We start from the raw sequence: 21,329 nt of genomic DNA on the forward strand, positions 1-21,329 counted from the left end.
TGTCCTCTGACGTGGACGGCCGTCTCATGCTACTCCCGTCGATCCCCCGACGGTGGCCTCCGCGGGGACGGCGTCGTCGCCCGCGGCGGCCGTGCTCTCGTCGCCGCCCGGCTCCTCCGAGTCCGGCTTCGGCACCAGCGCGGACAGGTCCCCGCCGGTGTCGTTGACCCGCACGACGAAGGGCCGCGTCGGGGTGTAGCTGATGACGCTGACCGAGCAGGGGTCGACCACGATCCGCTGGAACGAGTCCAGGTGCAGGCCGAGGGCGTCGGCCACGGCGGCCTTGATCACATCGCCGTGGCTGCACGCCACCCACAGCGCCTTCTCGCCGTGCTCCGCCGCGATCCGCGCGGCATGGCGGCGGATCGCGGCGACCGCGCGGGCCTGCATGCCGGCCAGCCCCTCGCCGCCGGGGAACACCGCGGCGGACGGGTGGGCCTGGACGACCCTCCAGAGGTCCTCCTTGCCGAGCTCCCCGAGCTTGCGGCCGGTCCAGTCGCCGTAGTCGACCTCGGAGAGGTCCTCCTCCACGGTCGGCTCGAGCCCGCGGGCGGCGAGCAGCGGCTCGAGGGTCTCCCGGCAGCGCTGCAGGGGCGAGGTGACGGCCGCGGCCAGGGGCAGCTCGGCGAGCCGGTCGACGAGCTTCTCGGCCTGGGACCGCCCGTGGTCGTCCAGGCCGACGCCGGCGCTGCGACCGGCGAGCACGCCCGAGACGTTGGCCGTCGACCGGCCGTGGCGCAGGAGGATCACGGTGGTCACGAGCACCGACCCTACGTGGCGGGGACGACCCCGTTGCTCACGGCGAGCAGCACGATCAGCCCGAGCAGCACGCGGTACCAGACGAAGACGTAGATCGTGTGGTTCTCGACGAAGCGCAGCAGCCAGGCGATCGAGGCGTAGCCGAGGACGAACGCGATGATCGTGGCGACGATCATCTGCGGGATGCTCGGCAGCACCACGAGGCTGCCCTGCACGTCGGCGGCGGACGGGTCGAGGATGTCGGGGATCTGGGTCAGCCCCGAGGCGAACACCGCCGGCAGCGCGAGCAGGAACGAGAACCGCACGGCGACCGCGCGCTCGAGCCCGAGGAACAGTCCGGCGGTGATCGTCCCGCCCGAGCGCGACACGCCGGGGATCAGCGCCATCGCCTGGGCACAGCCCATGACGAGGCCGTCGCGCAGCGTGAGCTGGTCGGGGCCCCGCCGCTGGCGTCCGTACCGCTCGGCGGCGGCGAGGACCAGCGCGAAGACGATCAGTACCGCGCCGTTGAGGTACAGGTTGCGCGCCGGCCCCTTGATGGCGTCCTCGAACGCCAGCCCGAGCACGCCGATCGGGATCGAGCCGAGGATCACGTACCAGGCGAGCTTGTAGTCGTAGCCGCGCTCCTCGCGCCTCGCGAGGCCGACGAACCAGGCCTTGAGCAGGCGCCAGATGTCGGAGAAGAAGTAGATGAGCACCGCGGTCTCGGTGCCGAGCTGGGTCACCGCCGTGAAGGCCGCCCCCGCGTCGTTGCCGAAGAAGAAGGCCGAGGTGATCCGCAGGTGCGCCGACGACGAGACCGGCAGGAACTCGGTGAGTCCCTGCACGATGCCGAGGACCACCGCCTCGAGCCAGCCCATCGGTGCTCCTGCCGTCACGGCGACGGACGGTAGACCACCCGCGGTGACGTGACGGCGTGCCCCCGGGGGCTCCTCCGTGACCTCTTCGTAAGGTGGATCCCCGTGGAGCAGCGACGCCTGGGCACTAGCGGGCTGCGGGTCTCGCGGCTGGCCCTGGGCACGATGAGCTGGGGCCGCGACACCGACGCCGACGAGGCCGGCGCGTCCCTGCTCGCGTTCCTCGACGCCGGCGGCACGCTGGTGGACACCGCCGACGTCTACGCGGGCGGCGAGGCCGAGCGGATCCTCGGCGGCCTGTTCGACGACGTCATCCCGCGCAGCGAGGTCGTCGTGGCGACGAAGGCCGGCGCGCGCCGCGAGGACGGTCCCTTCGGCGGCGGCGCCTCCCGCGCGGCCCTGCTCACGGCCCTCGACGACTCGCTGGACCGCCTCAACACCGACTACGTCGACCTCTGGCAGCTGCACGCCTGGGACGACGACGTGCCGCTGGAGGAGACGCTCGCCGCGGTCGACGTGGCGCTGACCACCGGCCGCGCCCGCTACGCCGGCGTCGCGAACTACGCGGGCTGGCAGGTCGCGTCGGCGGCGACGCGGCAGTCGCTGACGTCGCTGCCGCTGGTGTCGGTGCAGTCGGAGTACTCGCTGCTCGAGCGCTCGGTGGAGTCCGAGGTGCTGCCGGCCGCCGAGCACCACGGCCTCGGCCTGCTGCCGTGGGCGCCGCTGGGCCGCGGGGTGCTCACCGGCAAGTACCGCGAGGGCGTGCCCGCCGACTCCCGCGGGGCCTCCGAGCACCTGGCGGGCTACGTCGGGCGGCACCGCACCGAGCGCACCGCGCGGATCGTGCAGGCCGTCGTCACCGCCGCGCACGGGCTCGGCACCTCGCCGCTGGCCGTCGCGCTCGCCTGGGTCCGCGACCGGCCCGGCGTCGTCGCGCCCGTCGTCGGGGCCCGGGACGGGGCCCAGCTGCTCGGGTCCCTGGCCGCCGAGGAGCTCGTGCTGCCCTCGGCGATCCGGGGTGCGCTCGACGACGTCAGCTCGCCCGTGGAGCCCGACGACGAGGCCGAGGAGCCCGACCTCCCGCCCTGGGAGTGATCCGATCCAGGGCCCACGGCCGGGCTCCGATGCGTGCGCGCGATGACCGCCTGTGCGTACGGTGGTTCCCGCTCCGTCAGGTGTCCCGGAGGTGGTCGGCTCGTGAACGACGCTGGTGCCCGCGATGGCGGGGCTCTCGTGGGTTCGGCGGTGGTCGAAGGGGACTGGGAGTACCAGCCCGTCCGGCTGCCTCCGGACGTGACGCGCATCTCGGCCACCGTGCAGCTCGGCATCCGCGCCGAGTTCGGCGGCTGGGAGCTCGCCCGCACGCTGCTCTACGCCGACGGCACCCGGAAGGTGTGGCTGCGGCGCAAGCTCTCCCGCTCGCTGGTCGCGGGGCTCGCGACCTGAGACCCGGGGTGGCCCTCGGGAGACCTGGGCGCATGATCGCGTCGAGACCGACGCCCGCACAGGCCCCGTGATCGCGACCGGCCGCCGTGCGCCGGCTGAGCGAACTGCGTCGGTGGTGTCGACCTCGACGCGATCTTGCGCATCGGTGCTCCGGTCCGCCGCGGACGAGCTGTCGAGGGCCCGCTCGTCGCCCGGCTCAGGGACGCAGTCGAGGAGCTCCCGGGAACACCGCGGCGCGGCGACTGCGTCCGGACCGGTCGACGGTCAGAACAGCGCAGCGACCTGGTCCTCGACGCCCAGGAGCGCTCGGCCGTAGATCTCCCGGCCGAGGGCGGCGTTGAGCAGACCGTGCCGCGAGATGATCTCGATGTCGCGCCAGGTGCGCTGCAGCGGGCTGGACTGCGCGAAGCTGCTCGCGCCGCCGACGTCGAGCAGCAGTCCGACCGCCTCCCGGCACCGCGCGATCGCGACGGCGATGTCACTGCGCACCCGTGCGCGGGTCAACACGTCGAGCTGCACACCACGCAGAGCGGCGGTGTCGATCGCTTCCGCCGACCGGTGGACGTGCATCGTCGCGGTGTCGATCAGACCGGCCGCGTCCGCGACGGCCAGCCGGTAGCTCGGGGCGTCGAGGGAGCGTTCGTAGACGGAGTACGCGATCGGCTTGCCCGTGCGCACGGTGTCGAGGACCTTCTCCAGGGCTGCCCGGGCCAGCCCGAGCAACGGACCCGTCATGGTCAACGTGAGGGCGCTGAAGCTGGTCGACCGGTACAGCGGCTCGTCATCGTGCTCGCGCCGTCCCCCGCCCTGTGCCATCTCCGGGATCGACAGGGTCCGGTGGTCCGGGACGAACACCTCGTCGGCGACGAAGGTGTTGCTGGCCGTGGCGGCCATCCCGGCCGCGAACCAGGTGTCCTCGACGGTCATCGCCGAGGTGGGGATGAGGACGGCGCGCAGGTCCGCGAGCTCGCCCTGGGCGTCGAGCAGGGGGGCGCTCGACATCGACCAGGTCGCCCACGGACTGCCCGACGCCCACGCCCACCGGCCACTCACGACGAACCCGCCGTCCACCGGGCGTGCGGTCGCCGTCGTCGCCAGCTGCGCGCACACCGCCGCGTGCGGGTCCGCGCCGAACACCTCGTCGCGGGCGCGGTCCGGGAGCTGGCCCACCAGGTAAGCACCGGTGTTCATGAGCGCCACGACCCAGGATGCGGATCCGTCTCCGCGGGCGAGCTCGGCGGACACGTCGATCAAGGTCCGGGTGTCGACCTCGTCGCCACCGACGCGTCGGGGTGCGCTCAGCCGGAACATGCCGGCACCACGTAGCGCGGCGACGGCCTCATCGGTCAGCCGACGGTCCCGCTCACCCTGTGCTGCGTTCCCAGCGAGCACCGGCACGAGGGCGCGGGCCCGCGTCACCAGTGCCTCCCGGGTGGGGGCCACGCCGACGGTGGTCCCCGTGCGGGCACGTACTCCGAGGTCGGTCATGGCGTCCTCCACCCCTGGCTGCTGCTCGGTGCCGTCCGCGAGGAGGTCTCACGGACAGGGGCACGGTCGCGCGGGGCATTGCGCGCCCGTTGCGCGACGTCGGACTGGGCCCTCGGGTCAGGGAGCGAGGAGCACCACGCGGCCGGTCGTCCGGCGGGCCGCGAGCTCGGTCATGGCCGCGGGCAGGTCGTCGAACGCATACTCGGCGCCCACGAGCGGGTCGATCGCGCGCCGGTCCCACAACGCCTCGATCTCGCGCTGCCAGCTCGCCACGAGGTCCGGTGAGCGCTGCTGGTAGGCGGCCCAGTGGACGCCCACCACGTCGTAGTTCTTCACCAGCGCGTGGTTGGTGGGCGCGTCGGCGGGACGTCCGCCGGCGAAGCCGATGACGAGCAGCCGTCCCTCCCACGCCACCGCGCGGCGGACGGCGTCGAAGGTGTCGCCGCCCACGGGGTCGTAGACGACGTCGGCGCCGCGGCCGTCGGTGAGCTCCCGCACGGCGGTGACCAGGTCGTCCGGGTCGACGAGCACCTCGTGCGCGCCCAGACGCCACGCCACGGCGGCCTTGTCCTCGTCGCCCACCACGGCGATGACGCGCGCCCCGGCGGCCGTGCCCAGCTGGACGGCGGCCGCGCCGACCCCGCCCGCCGCGGCGAGGACGAGCAGCGTCTCCCCCGCCCGCAGCGTCGTGCGGTGGTGCAGCGCGCACCAGCCGGTCTGGTACGCGACGAAGAACCCCGCCGCCTGGGCCGCGCTCATCCCCTCGGGCCAGGTCCACGTCGTGCGCAGCAGCGCCTCTTCGGCGAACCCGCCGTGCGGCATGACCACGGGCCCGAACACGCGCCGGCCGTCGTCGGTCACCCCGGCCACCTCGAGGCCGGGCGTGAACGGCGGCGGCACCCGGTCCTGGTACTCGCCCGAGACGTGGAGGATGTCGGCGAAGTTCAGGGCGGCCGCGGCGACCCGCACCCGCGTCTGCCCCTCCCCCGGCTCGGGGCGCGGGACGTCGGCGACCTCGAGGACCTCGGCGAACGGGCCGAGCCGCGGCACCCGCCAGGCGCGCATCAGGCGCGCAGCAGGACGCGCTCGAGCACCCGCGTGCCGAACTGCAGGGCGTCGACCGGCACCCGCTCGTCGATGCCGTGGAAGAGCGCGGTGAAGTCGAGGTCCGGGGGCAGGCGCAGCGGGGCGAACCCCAAGCAGCGCATCCCGAGCTTCACGAACGCCTTGGCGTCGGTCCCGCCCGACATCATGTAGGGCAGCGTGTGCGCCTGCGGGTCCTCCTCCTGCACCGCGCGCGTGATGACGTCGACGAGCTCGCCGTCGAAGGAGGTCTCGACGGCCTCGAGGTTGCGGATCCACTCGCGCTCGACGTCGGGCCCCAGCAGCTCGTCGAGCTCCCGCTCGAAGGCCTCCTGACGGCCCGGCAGCACGCGGCAGTCGACGGTCGCCTCGGCCACCGACGGGATGACGTTGGCCTTGTAGCCGGCCTGCAGCATCGTCGGGTTCGCGGTGTCGCGGGTCGTCGCGCCCACCACCCGGGCCACCCCGCCGAGCTTGGCGACGGCGCCGTCGAGGGCCGCGGCGGAGTCGGTGGGGAACTCGATGCCCGTCAGCGCCGAGACCTCGTCGAAGAAGCCCTGCACCGACTCGGTGAGCACCAGCGGGAAGCGGTGGCGGCCGAGGCGCGCGACGGCCTCGGAGAGGATCGTCACGGCGTTCTCGTCGTGGACCATCGAGCCGTGGCCGGGACGCGAGCGCACCCGCAGCTTCATCCAGGCGATCGACTTCTCGGCGGTCATCACCGGGTAGACGCGCACGTCCTCGCCGAGCGTCAGCGAGAAGCCGCCGACCTCGCCGAGGGCCTCCGTGCAGCCGGCGAACAGGTCGGGGCGGTTCTCCGCGAGCCAGTGCGAGCCGTAGGCGCCGCCCGCCTCCTCGTCGGCGAGGAACGCGAAGACCAGGTCGCGCGGCGGCACCGTGCCCTCGACCGCGAACTGGCGCGCCAGCGCCAGGATCATCGCGTCCATGTCCTTCATGTCCACCGCGCCGCGGCCCCAGACGTAGCCGTCCTGGACCGAGCCGGACAGCGGGTGGACCGACCACTCGCTCTCGTCGAACGGCACGACGTCGAGGTGGCCGTGCACCAGCAGCGCCGGCCGGTCGGGGTCCGCCCCCGCGAGCCGGGCGAACACGTTGTGCCGCCCCGGCGCCCCCGACTCGACCACCTCCGTCTCGTAGCCCACCTCCCGCAGCTTCGCGTCGACGTAGGCGGCGGCCTCGGCCTCGCCCGTCGTCGTCGCGAGATCGCCGGTGTTCTGGCTGTCGATCTGGATGAGCTCGCTGGTCAGCGTCACGACCTCGTCCTCGGCACGACCCATGCGCCGCATCCTGCCACCCACCGTGATCGGTCGGCGCGGCGTCGTCTACGCTGTGCTCCACGCAAGTCCGAGTGGCGGAATGGCAGACGCGCTAGCTTGAGGTGCTAGTGCCCTAGTAGGGCGTGGGGGTTCAAGTCCCCCCTCGGACACACTTCTCTCTTCTCTTCCCGGGGCGGGTCTCCGACCGGGGACCGACGGCCGTCAGTCGTCGGCGTCCTCGTCCTCGCGGTCTTCACGGTCGCGGTCACCGTCGCGGTGCCGGTCCCGCTCCTCGTGCTCGGCGTCGTCCTCGTCGGTCTGCTCGTCGGCCTCGTCCTCGGCCTGCCGCTCCTCGGCCCGCTCCTCGCGGTCCCGCGACCGGGGCGACGGGGAGGGCCGCTCGCGCACCGGCGACGCGGCGGTGGTCTCCAGCCGTGTCGAGGGCGGTGGCGCGGACTCGCGGGTCGGAGCCGCCTCCGGCGGGTCGGTCTCGTCGGCATCCGGACGTCCGGTGGGGTCGGGGCGCTCGGTGGTGTCGGGGCGCGCTGGGCGCTCCTGGTTGTCGGGGCGCTCGGTGTCGGGGCGCGCCCGGCGCTCCTGGCCGTCCGGGCGCTCGTGGCTGTCCGGGCGCTCGCGCGTGTGCGGGCGCTCGCGGGTGTCGGGGCGCTCGGGCGTGTCCGGACGCTCCGCGCGCGGGCGGGTGACCGGCTCGGGCTCCCGGTCCGTCCCCGAGCCCGGGCTCTCCTCCCGGCTCGACCCGGTGCTCGGGTCGGTGCTCGGGTCGGGGTCGTCCGTGTCACCCGGCCCGAGCGGGGGCCGGACCGAGGGCGTGTGTGTCGGCGTGCGGGACGGGTGTTCCGCGGACGATCCCGTCTCGGGCGCGGCAGCCAGCGCGCTCTCCGGCGAGCGCGGCGAGGTCCGCGGGGATCCCGAGGATCGCGAGGGCTCCGACGTCCGCGAGGGCTCCGACGTCCGCGAGGGCTCCGACGTCCGCGAGGGCTCCGACGTCCGCGAGGGCTCCGGCGTCCGCGACGGCTCCGACCCCCGCGGTGCGCTCCCGGAGCCGGGCGTGGACCGGCGCGTCGGGTCCGGCCGGGTCTCCACCTCGTCGTGCAGCGCCCGCCAGCGGGCGCGGACCTCGGAGGCCTCGCGGTCGTCGCCGGTCGGCGGCACCACGGCGAGCCGTCGGTCGGCCCGGGCCAGCGCGTCGTTCGCCTGGTCGAGGTCACCGCGCCGCATCGCCGCCGCGGCCTGGTCGAGGTCCGCCGACGCCAGCACGACGGCGTCGTCGACCGTCGGCGCGGACGGGCTCGAGCCGGGGCCCGACCACACGATCACCACCACCAGGCCGACCAGCGCCGCGGCGGTGAGGGTGCGGCGAGGGGTGAGCCGACGGGGACGATCCGCCGCGCGGGCCCGCGCGACCAGCGCCGCCGCCCGGTCGACGTCGATCGACCACGTCTGCGGGCACCGGCACACGCTCCCCCGCCACGCCAGGAGGGTCGCGGCGAGCTCCCGCTCCACCTCCTCGTCGAGGTGGTCGACCGCCGGCTCGGCGACCGCGTGCGTCCCGGCGGCGACGTCGTCGAGGAAGGCGTCGTCGTCGATGAGCCCGTGCCGCCACCGGAGGTGGTCGCACGACTCCGGTCCCTTGCCCGCGGGACCGCAGCCGGCGCAGTCCGCGCAGCCGGGGGAGTCGCCGATCACCCGACACCGCCGGTGCGCACCGCGGGGTCGCGGACGGCGCGGTCCTGGGGGCCGACGCCCCGCGCCGGGCGCCGGCCCGCGGCGAGGTCGCCCTCCAGCACGCGGCGCAGCCGGCAGAGCGCCCGGTGCTGCGCGATGCGCACCGCGCCGGCCGTGATGCCGGTGGCGTGGGCGACCTCGTCGACCGAGAGCCCCACGACCGTGCGCAGGACCAGGACCTCGCGCTGCCGGTCGGGCAGGTACTCGAGCAGGCGCCCCAGTCGGTAGCGGGTCCAGGCGTCGATGGCCTGCTGCTCGGGACCGGAGGCGACCTCGGCGGTGTCGAGCAGCTCGGGCACGTCGGAGGTGGCGGCGCTGCGGTCCCGACCGAGCGAGCGGAAGGCGTTCGAGACCTTGTGGGCCGCGATCCCGTAGACGAAGGCGAGGAAGGGCCCGTCGCCGCGGCGCCACCGCGGCAGCGCCGTGATGACGGAGAGCAACACGTCCTGGGTCAGGTCCTCGGTCGAGGTGATCGGCCGCTCCTGGCCGCCGAACCGCGCCCGGCAATAGCGCTCGACGACCGGTGTCAGGATGCCGAGCAATTCCTCGAGCGCCGGGCGGTCGCCCCGCGACGCCCTTTCTGCCTGCCCGTCGAGGTCGTCGATCAACACGGTCTCCCCCACCCACGGCGCCTGCGGTGCACCGATTTCCCCGCGTGACGGTCGCACTTCGCGACGGCGGAACCGGAGGTGGCGGCACCACACGAGTGATCGCCCGCACGTCGGGGAGCCCCGACTGTGCACCCGCCGGTCGGCGACGACAAGGAATCGTTATCGCTCCGAGGCCGTGGGACCGCGGACGTCCACGTCGCCGGGCGGGACGAGCACGGGCGGGCCCCGGGGGGGGACGCCTCGGCCTCCGTCGGAGTACGCCTGGCCCCAGGGACGCCGGCGCGTCGAGCGGCGGTCCGCACCGACCGCGGAGGGGGACATCGAGCGAGCGCGGTGACCCCGAGCGGACGACTCACCTGTCATGAGGTCGTCACTCACGGCGAGCGGATGGCCCCGGATACAGCGCAGTACAGCAGAATCTGCACGTCGTGCTACGCCGAATGAGTGAACAACGAGGCTAGATCTGCACCGGTGAGTAACGAAGCAGGGAGTCCCGGTGAATTGGAACACGAGAGCCGGCACGACGGAGTGCGGGGGGTCGCCATGGGTGGGGCGAGCGGAGGACGGGCACGACGCCGGGGGTGCCGGGCGGTCGGGATGCGCCTCGGGACGCCGCGCGGCGAGGACCCCGGTCGGCCTGCCCCCCGGTGGCCCGAACGCATTCCGGCCCACGCCGGGTCATCGATTCCGTGTGCGCGGGTCAACCATTCTCCGTCGTCGGTCGAGCACGCAACGCAACGGGGGGAACCGTCGTGACCATCATCTCCGATCCCCTCCAGTACAACGAGGACGAGCTGTTCGTCGACCTGCGCGCGATGACCGGTCACTCGCTCTTCCTCAAGTGCGAGGGATTCAACTTCGCCGGGTCCATCAAATTGAAGGCCGCCCTCGGGATGGTCGAGGCGGCCGAGCGCGACGGGCTCCTCAACCAGTGGTCGATCCTCGTCGAGTCGTCGTCCGGGAACCTCGGTGTGGCGCTGGCGATGGTCGCGGCGAGCAAGGGCTACCGGTTCCTCTGCGTGACCGACCCGCGCTGCAACGAGACCACCAGCCGGCTCATCCGCACGCTCGGCAGCGACGTCCACACCGTCACCGAGCCGAACCCGGTGACCGGCTTCCTCGGTGCGCGCCTCGACCACATCCAGCGGCTCTGCGCCTCGAGCCCTCGATACGTCTGGCTCGACCAGTACGCCAACCCGGCCAACTGGCGGGCACACCACCGCACGACGGCGCCGGCGATCGCCCGCCAGTTCCCCGAGCTCGACGTGCTGTTCGTCGGCGCGGGCACCACCGGGACGCTGATGGGCTGCGCGCGGTGGTTCCGCTGGTGGAACCCGGACGTGCGCATCGTCGCCGTCGACGCCGTGGGCTCGGTGAGCTTCGGCGGCCCGGCCTCGCGGCGGCTGATCCCCGGTCTCGGCATGAGCGTGCCGCCACCGCAGCTCGACACGTCGCTCGTCGACGACGTCGTGCGCGTCGAGGAGGAGGACACCGTCCGCGCCTGCCACCGTCTGGCCTCGCGCGGCTTCCTGTTCGGCGGCTCGACGGGGACGGTGGTCAGCGGCGCCACGGCGTGGCTCGAGCGGCACGGCGTGCCCGGTCTCACGGCGGTCGCGATCGCCCCGGACATGGGCGAGCGGTACCTCGACACCGTCTACTCGCGCTCCTGGGTGCTCGAGCACTACGGCGACTCCGTGCTCGGGCGGGAGGCACCCGTCGTCGACGCCCGATCGGCCTGACCGATGGCGTCCCGGTTGCCGATCCCGCCGACGGGATCCGACACGGGGCGCCCGCTGCTCCGCCTCGCGGGGCCGCCGGCGCCCGACCCGTCCCACGCCGACCACGTCCTCATCGACGGGCGGGAGGCCCAGGGCCCCCGTGCCCGCGCCGGGGAACGCCTCGACGACCTCGTCGCGGTGCGCTGCGCGTCGTTGCGGGACGCCGACCGGCTCGACACGGCCGCGCTGGAGATCCCTGACCGCACCCTGTCGTACGGGGAGCTCGACGCGGACGCGAACCGCCTCGCGCGCTACCTGCGCCTCCACGGGGTGCGCGGGGGCGACCGCGTGGCGCTGCGGCTCGACAGCCCGGACGCCGCCCACCTCGCGCTGCTCGCCCTCGCACGGCTGGGCGCGGCGACGGTCACGGTCGCCCCCGGCCTGTCCCCCGACGACACGACGACGCTGCTCGCCGACGTCGGGGCCACGACCCTGCTCGCCACCGACCGGGACACCCCGGAGCTGACGGGGCCCGCGCTCGCGGCGGGCGCGGACGTCGTCGCCGTCGACCGGGCCGCCGCCCTGATCGCCGAGCAGGACCCCCGCGCGCTGCTCGAGGTGGAGTCCGGTCCCCGCCGGGACGCGCTCGCCTACGTCGTCCCCACCACCGACGACGCCGGGCTGCGGGCCACGGCCGTCGACCACACCGCGGCCGTGGCGCTGGTGCGGGTGCTCGCCGACGTGCTCGGCCTGCGGCCCGGGGACCGCGTGCACCGCGGTGCGGCGCCGGGCTCCGACCTCGCGGTGCTCGAGACGTGGCTCCCGTGGGCGCGCGGGGCCACGGTGGTCGTCCCGCCGAGCGGCGTCGAGCGGGCGCCGGCCGCCCTCGGCCGCCACCTGCGTGCCCAGCACGTGTCCGTGCTGTGCGCCGCCCCGGACCTGCTCGCCGGGATCGACGAGGACCTGCCGGACCTGCGCCTCGTCGTCGTCCCGGGCCCGGCGTACCCCCAGGACCTCGTCGCGCGCTGGCACCGCCCGGGCCGCCGTCTCGTCGGGATCTACGGCCCGCCCGAGGCGACCGTCGCGGCGCTGTGGACCGAGCTCCGGCCCGACGGGGCCGCCACGCTCGGCGTGCCGCTGCCCACCGGTCGGGTCGTCGTCCTCGACCCCGGCCGGCCGGCCCGCACCCTGCCACCGGGCGCGGTCGGCGAGATCGGCCTCGCCGGGGCCGGGGTGGCCCGCGGCTACGTCGGGCGCGCCGAGCTCGACCGCGAGACCTTCGTCCCCGACCCCCTCGGCATCCCGGGCAACCCCTCGGGCCGCGTCGTCCGGACCGGCGACCTCGGCCGCGCCACCGAGGACGGCGAGGTCGAGTTCCTCGGGCGGCTCGTCGACGCCGGTGGTCGGGGCTCCCGTCCGACGGCGATGACCGTCCCGCGGCGGGCCGCGGTGACGGTCCCGGTGGTGCCGCCGCTCCCGCCGCTCCCGCCGCCACTCCCGCCGTCGCCACCGCTCCCCTCGCTCCCGCCCTCCTCGCGCCCTCGCGTCCGGGTCACGACCTCCGCGCCCCCGGCCGACAGCGCCCCCACCGTCGCCCTGTCCGTCGCGGCTCTCGCGCCCCCGCCGACGGCACCGCCCGCGCCCCCGCCGACGGCACCGCCCGCGACCCCGCCGGCACCGCCCGCGACCGCGCCGGCTCCCCCCGATCGCACGCAGGCCCTGCTCGCCGAGATCCTCGCCGGGGCGCTCGACCGCGACGACGTCCCCGTCGACGCGCACGTGTTCGACGACCTCGGCGCCGACTCGATGCTCATGGCCCGCTTCTGCGCCCGGGTCCGCAAGCACCCCGACCTGCCCTCGATCGCGATGCAGGACGTCTACGCCCACCCCACCGTCGCTCAGCTGGCGACCGCCCTCGCGCCGACGACCACACTGACCACGACGACCACGACGACCACGACGACCACCCCGGCGCCCCGGGCGGACGAGCCGGCACCCGAGCCGGACCCGGAGCCGGAGCCCGTCCCCCGCGCCGGCCGCGTCGCCTACGTGCTCTGCGGCGCGGCGCAGCTGCTCTTCGTCCTCGGCTACACGTACGTTGCCGCGACGATCGTGACCTGGGCGTTCGAGTGGCTCGCGCTCGCGCCCGACGAGCTGCACCTCTACCTGCGGTCGGTGGCCGTCGGCTCCTTCGCCTTCGCCGTGCTCTCGATCCTGCCGATCGCGCTCAAGTGGCTGCTCGTCGGGCGGTGGCGGCCCCGCGAGTTCCCGATCTGGGGGCTGACCTACCTGCGACTGTGGATCGTCCGGGTCCTCGTGCAGTCGAGCCCGCTGGTGCTGTTCGTCGGCACGCCGATCTACCCGTTCTACCTCCGGGCGCTGGGGGCGCGGGTCGGCAAGGGCGCCGTGCTGCTCTCCGGACCCGTGCCGGTCTGCGCCGACCTCCTGACCGTCGGGGCGGGCGCCCTCGTCCGCAACGACGTGTTCCTCGCCGGCTACCGCGCCCACGACGGCCGGATCCAGACCGGGCCGGTGACCATCGGGCGGGACGCCGTCGTCGGCGAGAACGTCGTGCTCGACATCGACACCACGATCGGCGACGGTGCGACCCTCGGGCACAGCTCGTCGCTGCACCGCGGACAGTCCGTGCCCGCCGGCGCGACCTGGCACGGCTCCCCCGCCCGCGAGGCGCCCACGGCGTACCCGACCGTCCCGCCGATGCGGTGCGGGGCGCTGCGCAAGGTCGCCTACTCGGTGGTCTCGCTGGCCGTCCTGCTCGCCGTGGTCCTGCCGCTCGCCGCCGGCGGCACGGCCCTGCTGGTGCTGGAGATCCCGCAGCTCCGGGCACTCATCGAGCCCGGTCCCGGGGCCCTGACGAGCCGCCTGTTCTGGATGGAGACCCTGCTCGTGTCGGTGATCGGGGTCTTCGGGCTCGTGCTGGTCGGCCTGCTGGTCGTCACCACGCTGCCCCGGCTCTTCGCCCTGGGGGTCCGTCCCGATCGCGTCTACGCCCTCTACGGCGTGCACTACTGGTGCCACCGCTGGGTCTCCGGCCTGACCAACGTCACGGCGTTCACCTACCTGTTCGGTGACAGCTCCGCCATCGCCCACTACCTGGGCCGGCTCGGCTACCGGTTGCGACCGCTGGTGCAGACCGGCTCGAACTTCGGGATGGCGGTCAAGCAGGAGAACCCGTACCTCACGCGGGTCGGGAGCGGGACGGTCGTCGCCGACGGCCTGTCGGTGATGAACGCCGACTACTCGGCCACGTCGTTCCGCGTGTCGACGACGGGGATCGGCGCCCGCAACTTCCTCGGCAACCGGATCCACTACCCGCCCCAGGGGCGCACCGGCGACGACTGCCTGCTCGCGACCAAGGTGATGGTCCCGGTGGACGGCCCGGTCCGGGAGGGCGTGGGGCTGCTCGGCTCGCCGAGCTTCGAGATCCCCCGCTCCGTCGCCCGCGACGACGCCCTCGACCTCGGCGGCGACGAGCTCGCCCGTGGCCTGCGGCGCAAGAACCGGCACAACGCGACGACGATGGCGCTGTTCCTGCTCGTGCGCTGGTGGCTCTTCCTCGGCATGGCGGCCCTCGTCGCGTGCATCGCGTCGGTCCCCGTGCGCCTCGGGGCGATCGAGATGCTCGTGGCGCAGCTGCTCATCTTCGTCTTCGGGACGCTGTGGCTGGTGCTGGTCGAGCGCAGCGTGGCGCGGCTGCAGTGCCGGGCGCCCGAGGGCCGCTCGATCTACGACCCCTCCTTCTGGCGGCACGAGCGGTTCTGGAAGGTGGCGCTGCCGGACTGGGTCGTGGTGTTCAACGGCACGCCCTACAAGAACCTCGTCTGGCGGATGCTCGGCGTCCGGATCGGCAAGCGCGTCTTCGACGACGGCGTGAACCTCACCGAGCGGACCTTCACCACCATCGGCGACGAGTGCACGTTCAACGCCCAGACGGTGCTGCAGTGCCACTCGCAGGAGGACGGCGCCTTCAAGTCCGAGGTGATCACGGTCGGCGCCGGCGTGACGCTCGGCGTCGGCGCCTTCGCGCACTACGGCACGACGATCGGCGACGGCGCGGTCCTCGCCCCCGACACGTTCCTCATGAAGGGTGAGGAGGTGCCGCCCGGCGAGTACTGGGGCGGCAACCCGGCCCGCGCGATGGCGCCCGGCACGATCCCGACGGGGGGACGACGATGACACCGACCGAGCGGCGGCTGGCCGCGGTGTGGGCGCCGCTGCTCGGGGTGGACGCGGACGCGATCGGGCGTCACGACCACTTCTTCGACCGGGGCGGCTCGTCGCTGCAGGCCGTCACGATGGTGCTGCGCCTGGGCAAGGAGGTGTCGCTCTCCGAGGTCACCCGCCACCCGGTCCTCGCCGACCTCGCCGCGCTCATCGACCAGCGCCCGGCCCCGACGACCGGGCTGCTCCACGCCCTCTCCGACCCCGGCGAGGGCGGGCGCGGCACGCTCGTCGGGCTGCCGCCCGCGGGCGGGCACGCGGTGAACTTCCGGCCGCTGGCCACGGCGCTGCGCGGCAGCGGGCTCGCGGTGCACGCCGTCGAGCTGCCCGGGCACGACCCGGACGGCGGGGACGGTGCCCTGGCCGGGCTCGACGAGGTCGCCGACCGGGTCGCCGCCGAGGTCGCCGACCGCGCCGCGCCCGTCGTCCTGTGGGGCCACTCCGCCGGTGCCGCGATGGCCGTCGCGGTGGCCCGGCGCCTGGAGGACCGGGGCACGCCCGCGCGCCGGGTCGTGATCGGCGCGCAGCTGCTCGGCGACGCCGACGCCCGGCGCCGGGACGCCGCCGAACTGGCGGCCCGCAGCGACGCGGACCTGCTGGCCGGGAACGCGGTGCAGCCCCACCTCGACCCCCGCTCCGCCGCGCGGGCGGCGGCGGCCTTCCGCCACGACTGCCTGGCCGCGCACGCGTACCTGGTCGGCGCCCTCGAGGACCCGCCGGCCGTCCGCCTCGCGACGCCGATCTCCGTGGTGCTCGCCGCCGACGACCCGAGCACCGCCGGGCGCGAGGCGAGCCACCGGGACTGGGCGCTGTTCGCCCGGCACGTCGAGCTGCACGTCCTCGACGACGGTGGCCACCACTTCCTCCGCACCCGCCCGGCCGCCGCCGCCGGCATCGTGCGCACCGCCGCCGACCTCGTCCCCGCGTCCTGACGTCCACCCCGGAGGAACCGCGATGTCCCACCCCGACCTCGCCGTGCAGCGCCCGCCCGGCCGTCCCCCGCAGCTGGTCGTGGACGCCGACGGCGACCCGGTCGGCTGGCTCGGCCGGCACCGCGACGCCCTGCGCGGCGCGGTCCTGGCCCACGGCGCGGTCCTGCTGCGCGGCCTCGGGCTGCGCGACGACGTCGACGCCGGCGCCGCGCTGCGCGCCCTCGCCCCCGGCGGGCTGCTGCCCGAGCGGGAGGCGTTCGCGCCGCGCCAGCCCTACCCGGGCGGCGCGTACTCGTCGACGAAGTGGCCGGCGCAGCAGCGGATGTGCCTGCACCACGAGCTGAGCTACGGGCTGCAGTTCCCCGGCACGATGATGTTCGCCTGCCTCGTCGCCCCGACCGCGGGCGGCGAGACGGCGATCGCCGACGCCGCCGCGGTGCTCGAGGCCCTGCCGCCCGAGCTCGTCGCACGCTGCGACCGGGAGGGCTGGCGCCTCGACCGCTCCTACGGCGACGAGATCGGCGCGGCCTGGAGCGAGGCCTTCGGCACCGACGACCCGCGCGCCGTCGAGCACTACTGCCGCAGCCACGGCATCGAGTTCGCGTGGCGCGACGACGGCGGGCTGCGGACACGGCAGCGGCGCCCCGCGATCGCCCGGCATCCGGTCACCGGGGTGCGGTGCTGGTTCAACCAGATCGCCTTCCTCAACGCCCACACCCTCGACGACGAGGTGCGCGCGTTCCTCCTGGAGGTGTTCGGCGAGGAGGGGCTGCCGTTCACCACCCGCTTCGGCGACGGCGAGGAGGTCGGTGCGGACGTGGTCGCCCTGGTCAACGAGGTCTACGAACGGCACACGCTCCGCGAGCCGTGGGAGGCCGGCGACCTGCTGCTCGTCGACAACGTGCGGACCGCCCACGGCCGCGAGCCCTACGTCGGGACGCGCGCGGTGCTCGTCGGCATGGCCGATCCACTGCACGTCGCGCAGCTCGCCCCGACCGCCGCCCCGACCGCCACCGCGGCCGCGTCGTGACCGCCGCCCGGACCGCGCGATGCCTGCTCGCCGGGGTGGCGGCCGCGGTGCTGCTCCTCGGTGCGGCGTGCTCGTCGCCGCCGGCCGCCCCGCCCGCACCGCCCGCCACACCGGCTCCGTCGGCGGCTCCGGCCGGGGAAGCCCCCGACTCACCAGCCGACGACGCCGCCCCCGACGTGGTGCCCCTCACGTTCGGCGCGACGCACGCATTCCCCGACGGCAACACGGTCACCGTCGGCTCGCCCGTCGTGGGTCCGCCGCCGCCGGGGACGCCGTTCCCGCGCAGCCTCGAGGTGACCGTCACCGTCCGGAACGGGACGCCGGCGGCCGAGGACCTGTCCCGCTTCGGGTTCGACGCGACCGTGCCGGGCGAGCCCGAGGACCGGGAGGCGCCGCCCGTCGGCGACGGCCCCGACGGCCCCCTCGGACCGGGTGAGGAACGCACCTTCCCCGTGCGCTTCGCCCTGCCCGACCCCGGGCCCACCGAGGCCACGGTCGAGGTCTCGAAGGCCGACCAGACCCCCGCCGGCGAGGACGTCCCGGGCAGCGACGAGGCCCCGGGCGCGGTCGTCGCGTTCGCCGGGCAGGTCTGACGCGCTTCCCCGCCGCCACGGGCCGGGTCACACTGAGGCCCGCTGCCGTCGGACAGGAGTGCCGCGCGATGAGCGATGCGCGCGGTGTGCCGTGCTTCGCCGAGCTCGACGTCGACGACCCGGACGCGGCGGCCGCCTTCTACGCCGCGGTGCTGGGCTGGACGGTCGACGACGCGGTGCGCGCCGACCACCAGCACCGCCTCCTGCGCCACGACGGCGTGGCGGTCGCGGCGCGCTGGGTCGAGGACGGGGCGCCGGGCCGGCTCGTCGGTCACGGGCCCGACGGACCGCTCGCCGGGCTCGCGCTCGCCGGTGACGCGCTCCCACTGGCTCCCGTGTTCGGCGTCGCCGACGTCGACGTCACCCTGCGCGCCGCGCAGGCCGCGGGCGAGACGGTGCTGGCGGGTGTCGAGGACGGCCGGGCCACCCTCGCCGACCCCGCGGGCGCGGCCTTCGGTGTCCTCCGCCTCGACTGACGGTCTCCCACACGTCCGGGTCGGTACCGTCGATCAGGTGGAGCGGGACACCGTCAGGCCCGTGCGCTCCCGTCGTCTCCGCTCCTCGCCGTGGTGGTGGCTGCTGCTCGCCGCGCTGCCCTGGGCGTGGTTTCCGGTGCGCGACGGGCTGGGCCTCGTCGGCGACACCCTCGCGATCGTGCTGCCCCTGGTCGTCGGCCTCGCGGTCGTGGCGTCGGTCGCGCTCGGGCGGTGGTGGGGCGTCGTCACCGCGGTCTCGCTGCTGGTGGCGGGCACGGTGGCGGTGGTCGGGCCGTGGACCCCCGACGACGCCGGACCGGTGGCGCCCGGCCGGGGCGTCACCGTCGCGAGCGCCAACGTCACGGGTCTGACCTCGACGGTCACGCCGCTGCGCGCGGCGGACGCCGAGGTGCTCGTGGTCGTCGAGAACTCGCCGCGCATCGACGCCGGCCTCGGAGCCGCCTACCCGTTCCGCGTCTTCGTCGACGGCACCCCGTCGGTGGGGGTGTACAGCCGGGTCCCCGTGCGGCTGCTGGAGGCCCAGGGCCCCGACTTCCCGGGGCTGCGCGCGGCGGTCGAGGGCCGGTCGCCGTTCGTGCTCTACGCGATGCACGTGCCCCGGCCCTGGTGGACGGGCAGCGGCAGCTACCAGGCCACGCCCGCCGAGCACCACCGTCTCGTCGAGGCCGCCGTCGCGCGCGTCGACCGCGAGCCCGGACCGGTGGTCGTCGCCGGCGACCTCAACTCGACCGACCGGGCCCGCGACTACCGCCTGCTCGTCGACCAGGGCCTCACCGACGCGATGCGGTCGGGGTGGGCCGGACCGACGTCGGTGACGCAGTGGCGCCTGTTCCTGCTGCGCATCGACCACCTGCTCGCCGGGCCCGGCTGGTGCGGCGACGACGCGCGGCGCTTCCCGCTGCCCGGCTCCGACCACGACGGCATCGCGGCCACCGTCGGGCCCTGCGCGAGCCGCTAGGCGGCCGGGACCTCGACCTCGTCGCCGACGGTGATCGTGCCCGAGGTGAGCACGCGGCAGATGGAGCCGCCGCGGTCGTGCAGCGCGGCGCGGGCGCCCGGGCCGATCTCGGTGTCCATCACCCGGCACGGCGCCGCGCGGCGGACGACCTCGAGCACCACGTCGCCCTCCTCGCCCCTGACGACCAGCCGCGCGCCCGGCGTCGTCGGCACCGCGCCGTGGTCGAGGGTGAGGGTGCGCCGGGTCAGCTCCTCGGGCACGGACGCGCCGAACGCCGCGGTCGCGGCCGCGAGCTCGTCGCGGCTCTGCACCGAGACGTGCCGGTGCCGCGTGCCGTGGTGCCGGTCGCCGACGAGGCCCCGGCCCGCCTCGGCCTCCACGCTCGCCACCGGCACCATGGGCGCCTTCCGCTCGGGCGCGACGTACAGCGCGGCCACCCGGCTCACGGTCTGCCTCCCCTCGACGGTCCACCGGTGTCAGCTCGCGACGCCCGCCGGGCATTCCGGTTTCCCACGACCGGTCCGGCGGGAAGCACCCGTCCCATGGCCCGATCGGACGTGGTCGCCCGACCGACCCTGCCCGCCGCCGCCGACACCTACCGGCAGGCCGGGCACTGGCGGGACCGCACCCACCTCGACGACCTGCGCGACGAGCTCGCCCGCGACCCCGACCGCACGATCCTCGTCGACCGGTCCCGCGGCGGCCGTCGCGTGCTGTCGGTCCGCGACCTCGCCGAGGGCGTCGAGCGCCTCGCCGCCGCCCTGCACCGCCACGTCGCACCCGGCGATCGCCTGGCCTACCGGCTGTCGAACCGCTGGGAGACCGTGGCGCTGTTCCACGCCTGCGCGCGCCTCGGGGCCGTCGCCGTGCCGCTGCCCGCCTCGCTCGGGCCGTCGCAGGTCGAGCAGCGGATCGCGGCCACCGACGCGGTGCTCGTCGCCGACGACGACGGCGCCGGCCTGCTCGACCTCGACGACCTGCCCGCCGGCGACCCACCGCCCCGCGGCCGGGAGATCGGGCCCGACGACGTGGCCCTGGTGCTGTTCACCTCGGGCACCACCGGCACCGCGAAGGCCGTCCTGCACACCGCGAACACCCTGCACGCGAGCACCCGCGGCACGCTCGGCGCGCTGGTGTGCGAGGACCCCGGCCCCGACCCGCGCGTCATGACCCCCTCGGTGGCGACGCACGCGATCGGGGTCATGACCAGCGTGCTCAGCCCCCTGCTGCACGCCCACTGCGCGGTGCTCGACGACGACGGCTCGCCGCAGGCGGTCCTGCGCGCGGTGCACGAGGAGCAGGTCACGCACCTGCTCGTCGGCCCCAGCGGCTACGACGCCCTGCTCGACGCCCTCGGGCCCGACGGCGCCGTCGACGCGCCGGCGAGCCTGCGGATGATCGCGCTCGGCGGCGCCCCGCTGTCCCGGGCGGTCCTGCGCAAGGCCGACCGGCTGCCCGCGGTGCTGCGCATCCACTGGGGCATGACCGAGGTGCCCGGCGGCGGCGTCTCGCGCGGGCAGGAGGTGCCGGGCACGTCCTGGCACACCATGGGCCACGCCGTTCCCGGCCTCGAGCGCGAGCTGCGCACCGTCCCCGGCGGGGACGAGGGGCTCGGGGAGGTCGCCGTCCGCGGGCCGCAGGTGACGATCGGACTCCTCGACTCGAGCGACGGACGCCAGGTCTGGTCCCCGCTCGACGACGACGGCTGGTACGCCACCGGGGACATCGCCGAGCGCGACGCCACCGGCGAGCTGGAGTTCGTCGACCGCGACTCCGACGAGATCAAGGGCTCCAGCGGGATGATCATCCCGGGCGCCGAGGTCGAGGACCTCATCGCCACCCACCCCGACGTCGCCGAGGTCGTGCTCGTCGCCTACCACCCCGGCGACCAGGCCGAGGCGCCGGCCGCGGTCGTCGTCCCCGTCGACGGGCGCGACCCGACCCTCGACGGGCTCCGCGCTCACCTGCTCGACCAGGGCACGACCGAGTGGTACCTGCCCGAGCGCCTCGAGATCGTCGAGGCGCTGCCCCGCGACGTCGGCGGGAAGGTCGACAAGAAGGCCCTGCGGGCCCGGATCGACGGGGACTGACC

General features: G+C 75.3%; 18 protein-coding genes and 1 tRNA gene. 11 read left to right on the plus strand and 8 right to left on the minus strand.

Annotated elements, in window-relative coordinates; translation table 11 throughout:
- Window positions 1-24: 24 nt before the first annotated feature.
- Both PGB27_RS04400 and PGB27_RS04405 read right to left on the minus strand, forming a co-directional pair.
- Complete coding sequence (locus PGB27_RS04400; RefSeq protein WP_274199136.1) at window positions 25-759, minus strand: histidine phosphatase family protein; 735 nt, start codon at window positions 757-759, stop codon at window positions 25-27.
- 11 nt (window positions 760-770) lie between these two features.
- The gene (locus tag PGB27_RS04405) at window positions 771-1,619 is read right to left on the minus strand and encodes an undecaprenyl-diphosphate phosphatase (RefSeq protein ID WP_274199604.1); all 849 of its coding nucleotides are present in this window, start codon (window positions 1,617-1,619) and stop codon (window positions 771-773) included.
- A gap of 102 nt (window positions 1,620-1,721) precedes the next feature.
- Between PGB27_RS04405 and PGB27_RS04410 the strand changes: the two genes are divergently transcribed.
- On the plus strand, window positions 1,722-2,711 hold the full coding sequence (locus PGB27_RS04410) for an aldo/keto reductase (RefSeq protein ID WP_274199137.1): 990 nt from the start codon (window positions 1,722-1,724) through the stop codon (window positions 2,709-2,711).
- Between the two features lie 102 nt (window positions 2,712-2,813).
- Complete coding sequence (locus PGB27_RS04415) at window positions 2,814-3,062, plus strand: DUF5703 family protein (RefSeq protein WP_274199138.1); 249 nt, start codon at window positions 2,814-2,816, stop codon at window positions 3,060-3,062.
- Between the two features lie 264 nt (window positions 3,063-3,326).
- Here the strand turns inward: PGB27_RS04415 and PGB27_RS04420 are convergent, their stop codons facing one another.
- From PGB27_RS04420 to PGB27_RS04430, 3 genes are all read right to left on the minus strand, one after another.
- Window positions 3,327-4,550, minus strand: coding sequence for an acyl-CoA dehydrogenase family protein (locus PGB27_RS04420; protein WP_274199139.1), 1,224 nt, complete (start codon window positions 4,548-4,550; stop codon window positions 3,327-3,329).
- A gap of 117 nt (window positions 4,551-4,667) precedes the next feature.
- Entirely contained in the window at window positions 4,668-5,615 is a 948-nt protein-coding gene (locus PGB27_RS04425; RefSeq protein ID WP_274199140.1) for an NADPH:quinone oxidoreductase family protein, read from the minus strand.
- Window positions 5,615-6,931 (minus strand): M20/M25/M40 family metallo-hydrolase, encoded by a 1,317-nt coding sequence (locus tag PGB27_RS04430; protein WP_274199141.1) that lies wholly within the window; start codon window positions 6,929-6,931, stop codon window positions 5,615-5,617. Before PGB27_RS04430 ends, PGB27_RS04425 begins: the two co-directional genes overlap by 1 nt.
- Before the next feature lie 65 nt (window positions 6,932-6,996).
- Between PGB27_RS04430 and PGB27_RS04435 the strand changes: the two genes are divergently transcribed.
- Window positions 6,997-7,080, plus strand: a tRNA-Leu gene (locus PGB27_RS04435).
- A 52-nt stretch (window positions 7,081-7,132) separates the two neighbouring features.
- Here the strand turns inward: PGB27_RS04435 and PGB27_RS04440 are convergent.
- On the minus strand, window positions 7,133-8,617 hold the full coding sequence (locus tag PGB27_RS04440) for a hypothetical protein (protein WP_274199142.1): 1,485 nt from the start codon (window positions 8,615-8,617) through the stop codon (window positions 7,133-7,135).
- On the minus strand, window positions 8,614-9,267 hold the full coding sequence (locus PGB27_RS04445; RefSeq protein WP_274199143.1) for a sigma-70 family RNA polymerase sigma factor: 654 nt from the start codon (window positions 9,265-9,267) through the stop codon (window positions 8,614-8,616). The genes PGB27_RS04440 and PGB27_RS04445 overlap by 4 nt, the downstream gene beginning before the upstream one ends.
- A 752-nt stretch (window positions 9,268-10,019) precedes the next feature.
- Between PGB27_RS04445 and sbnA the strand changes: the two genes are divergently transcribed.
- From sbnA to PGB27_RS04480, 7 genes are all read left to right on the plus strand, one after another.
- Window positions 10,020-11,006: a 2,3-diaminopropionate biosynthesis protein SbnA gene (sbnA, locus tag PGB27_RS04450; protein WP_274199144.1), complete on the plus strand. Its 987-nt coding sequence runs from the start codon at window positions 10,020-10,022 to the stop codon at window positions 11,004-11,006.
- A gap of 3 nt (window positions 11,007-11,009) precedes the next feature.
- Window positions 11,010-15,182 carry a Pls/PosA family non-ribosomal peptide synthetase gene (locus tag PGB27_RS04455; RefSeq protein ID WP_274199145.1) on the plus strand — a complete coding sequence of 1,391 codons (4,173 nt, stop codon included), beginning with the start codon at window positions 11,010-11,012 and terminating at the stop codon, window positions 15,180-15,182.
- On the plus strand, window positions 15,179-16,159 hold the full coding sequence (locus PGB27_RS04460; protein ID WP_274199146.1) for an alpha/beta fold hydrolase: 981 nt from the start codon (window positions 15,179-15,181) through the stop codon (window positions 16,157-16,159). The genes PGB27_RS04455 and PGB27_RS04460 overlap by 4 nt, the downstream gene beginning before the upstream one ends.
- Window positions 16,160-16,181: 22 nt before the next feature.
- Window positions 16,182-17,189, plus strand: a complete 1,008-nt coding sequence (locus PGB27_RS04465) for a TauD/TfdA family dioxygenase (RefSeq protein ID WP_274199147.1) — start codon at window positions 16,182-16,184, stop codon at window positions 17,187-17,189.
- The gene (locus PGB27_RS04470) at window positions 17,186-17,782 is read left to right on the plus strand and encodes a hypothetical protein (protein WP_274199148.1); all 597 of its coding nucleotides are present in this window, start codon (window positions 17,186-17,188) and stop codon (window positions 17,780-17,782) included. Before PGB27_RS04465 ends, PGB27_RS04470 begins: the two co-directional genes overlap by 4 nt.
- Window positions 17,783-17,850: 68 nt before the next feature.
- Window positions 17,851-18,258, plus strand: a complete 408-nt coding sequence (locus tag PGB27_RS04475) for a VOC family protein (RefSeq protein WP_274199149.1) — start codon at window positions 17,851-17,853, stop codon at window positions 18,256-18,258.
- Window positions 18,259-18,319: 61 nt separating this feature from the next.
- The gene (locus tag PGB27_RS04480) at window positions 18,320-19,237 is read left to right on the plus strand and encodes an endonuclease/exonuclease/phosphatase family protein (protein ID WP_274199150.1); all 918 of its coding nucleotides are present in this window, start codon (window positions 18,320-18,322) and stop codon (window positions 19,235-19,237) included.
- Here PGB27_RS04480 and PGB27_RS04485 read toward each other — a convergent pair.
- Window positions 19,234-19,683: an MOSC domain-containing protein gene (locus tag PGB27_RS04485; RefSeq protein ID WP_274199151.1), complete on the minus strand. Its 450-nt coding sequence runs from the start codon at window positions 19,681-19,683 to the stop codon at window positions 19,234-19,236. The two genes, PGB27_RS04480 and PGB27_RS04485, sit on opposite strands and share 4 nt — an antisense overlap.
- A 96-nt stretch (window positions 19,684-19,779) precedes the next feature.
- Here PGB27_RS04485 and PGB27_RS04490 point away from each other — a divergent pair, with 96 nt between their 5' ends.
- Window positions 19,780-21,327, plus strand: a complete 1,548-nt coding sequence (locus PGB27_RS04490; protein WP_274199152.1) for a class I adenylate-forming enzyme family protein — start codon at window positions 19,780-19,782, stop codon at window positions 21,325-21,327.
- Window positions 21,328-21,329: the final 2 nt, after the last annotated feature.

Source organism: Actinomycetospora lemnae (assembly GCF_028737315.1).
Taxonomy (GTDB): Bacteria; Actinomycetota; Actinomycetes; order Mycobacteriales; family Pseudonocardiaceae; genus Actinomycetospora; species Actinomycetospora lemnae.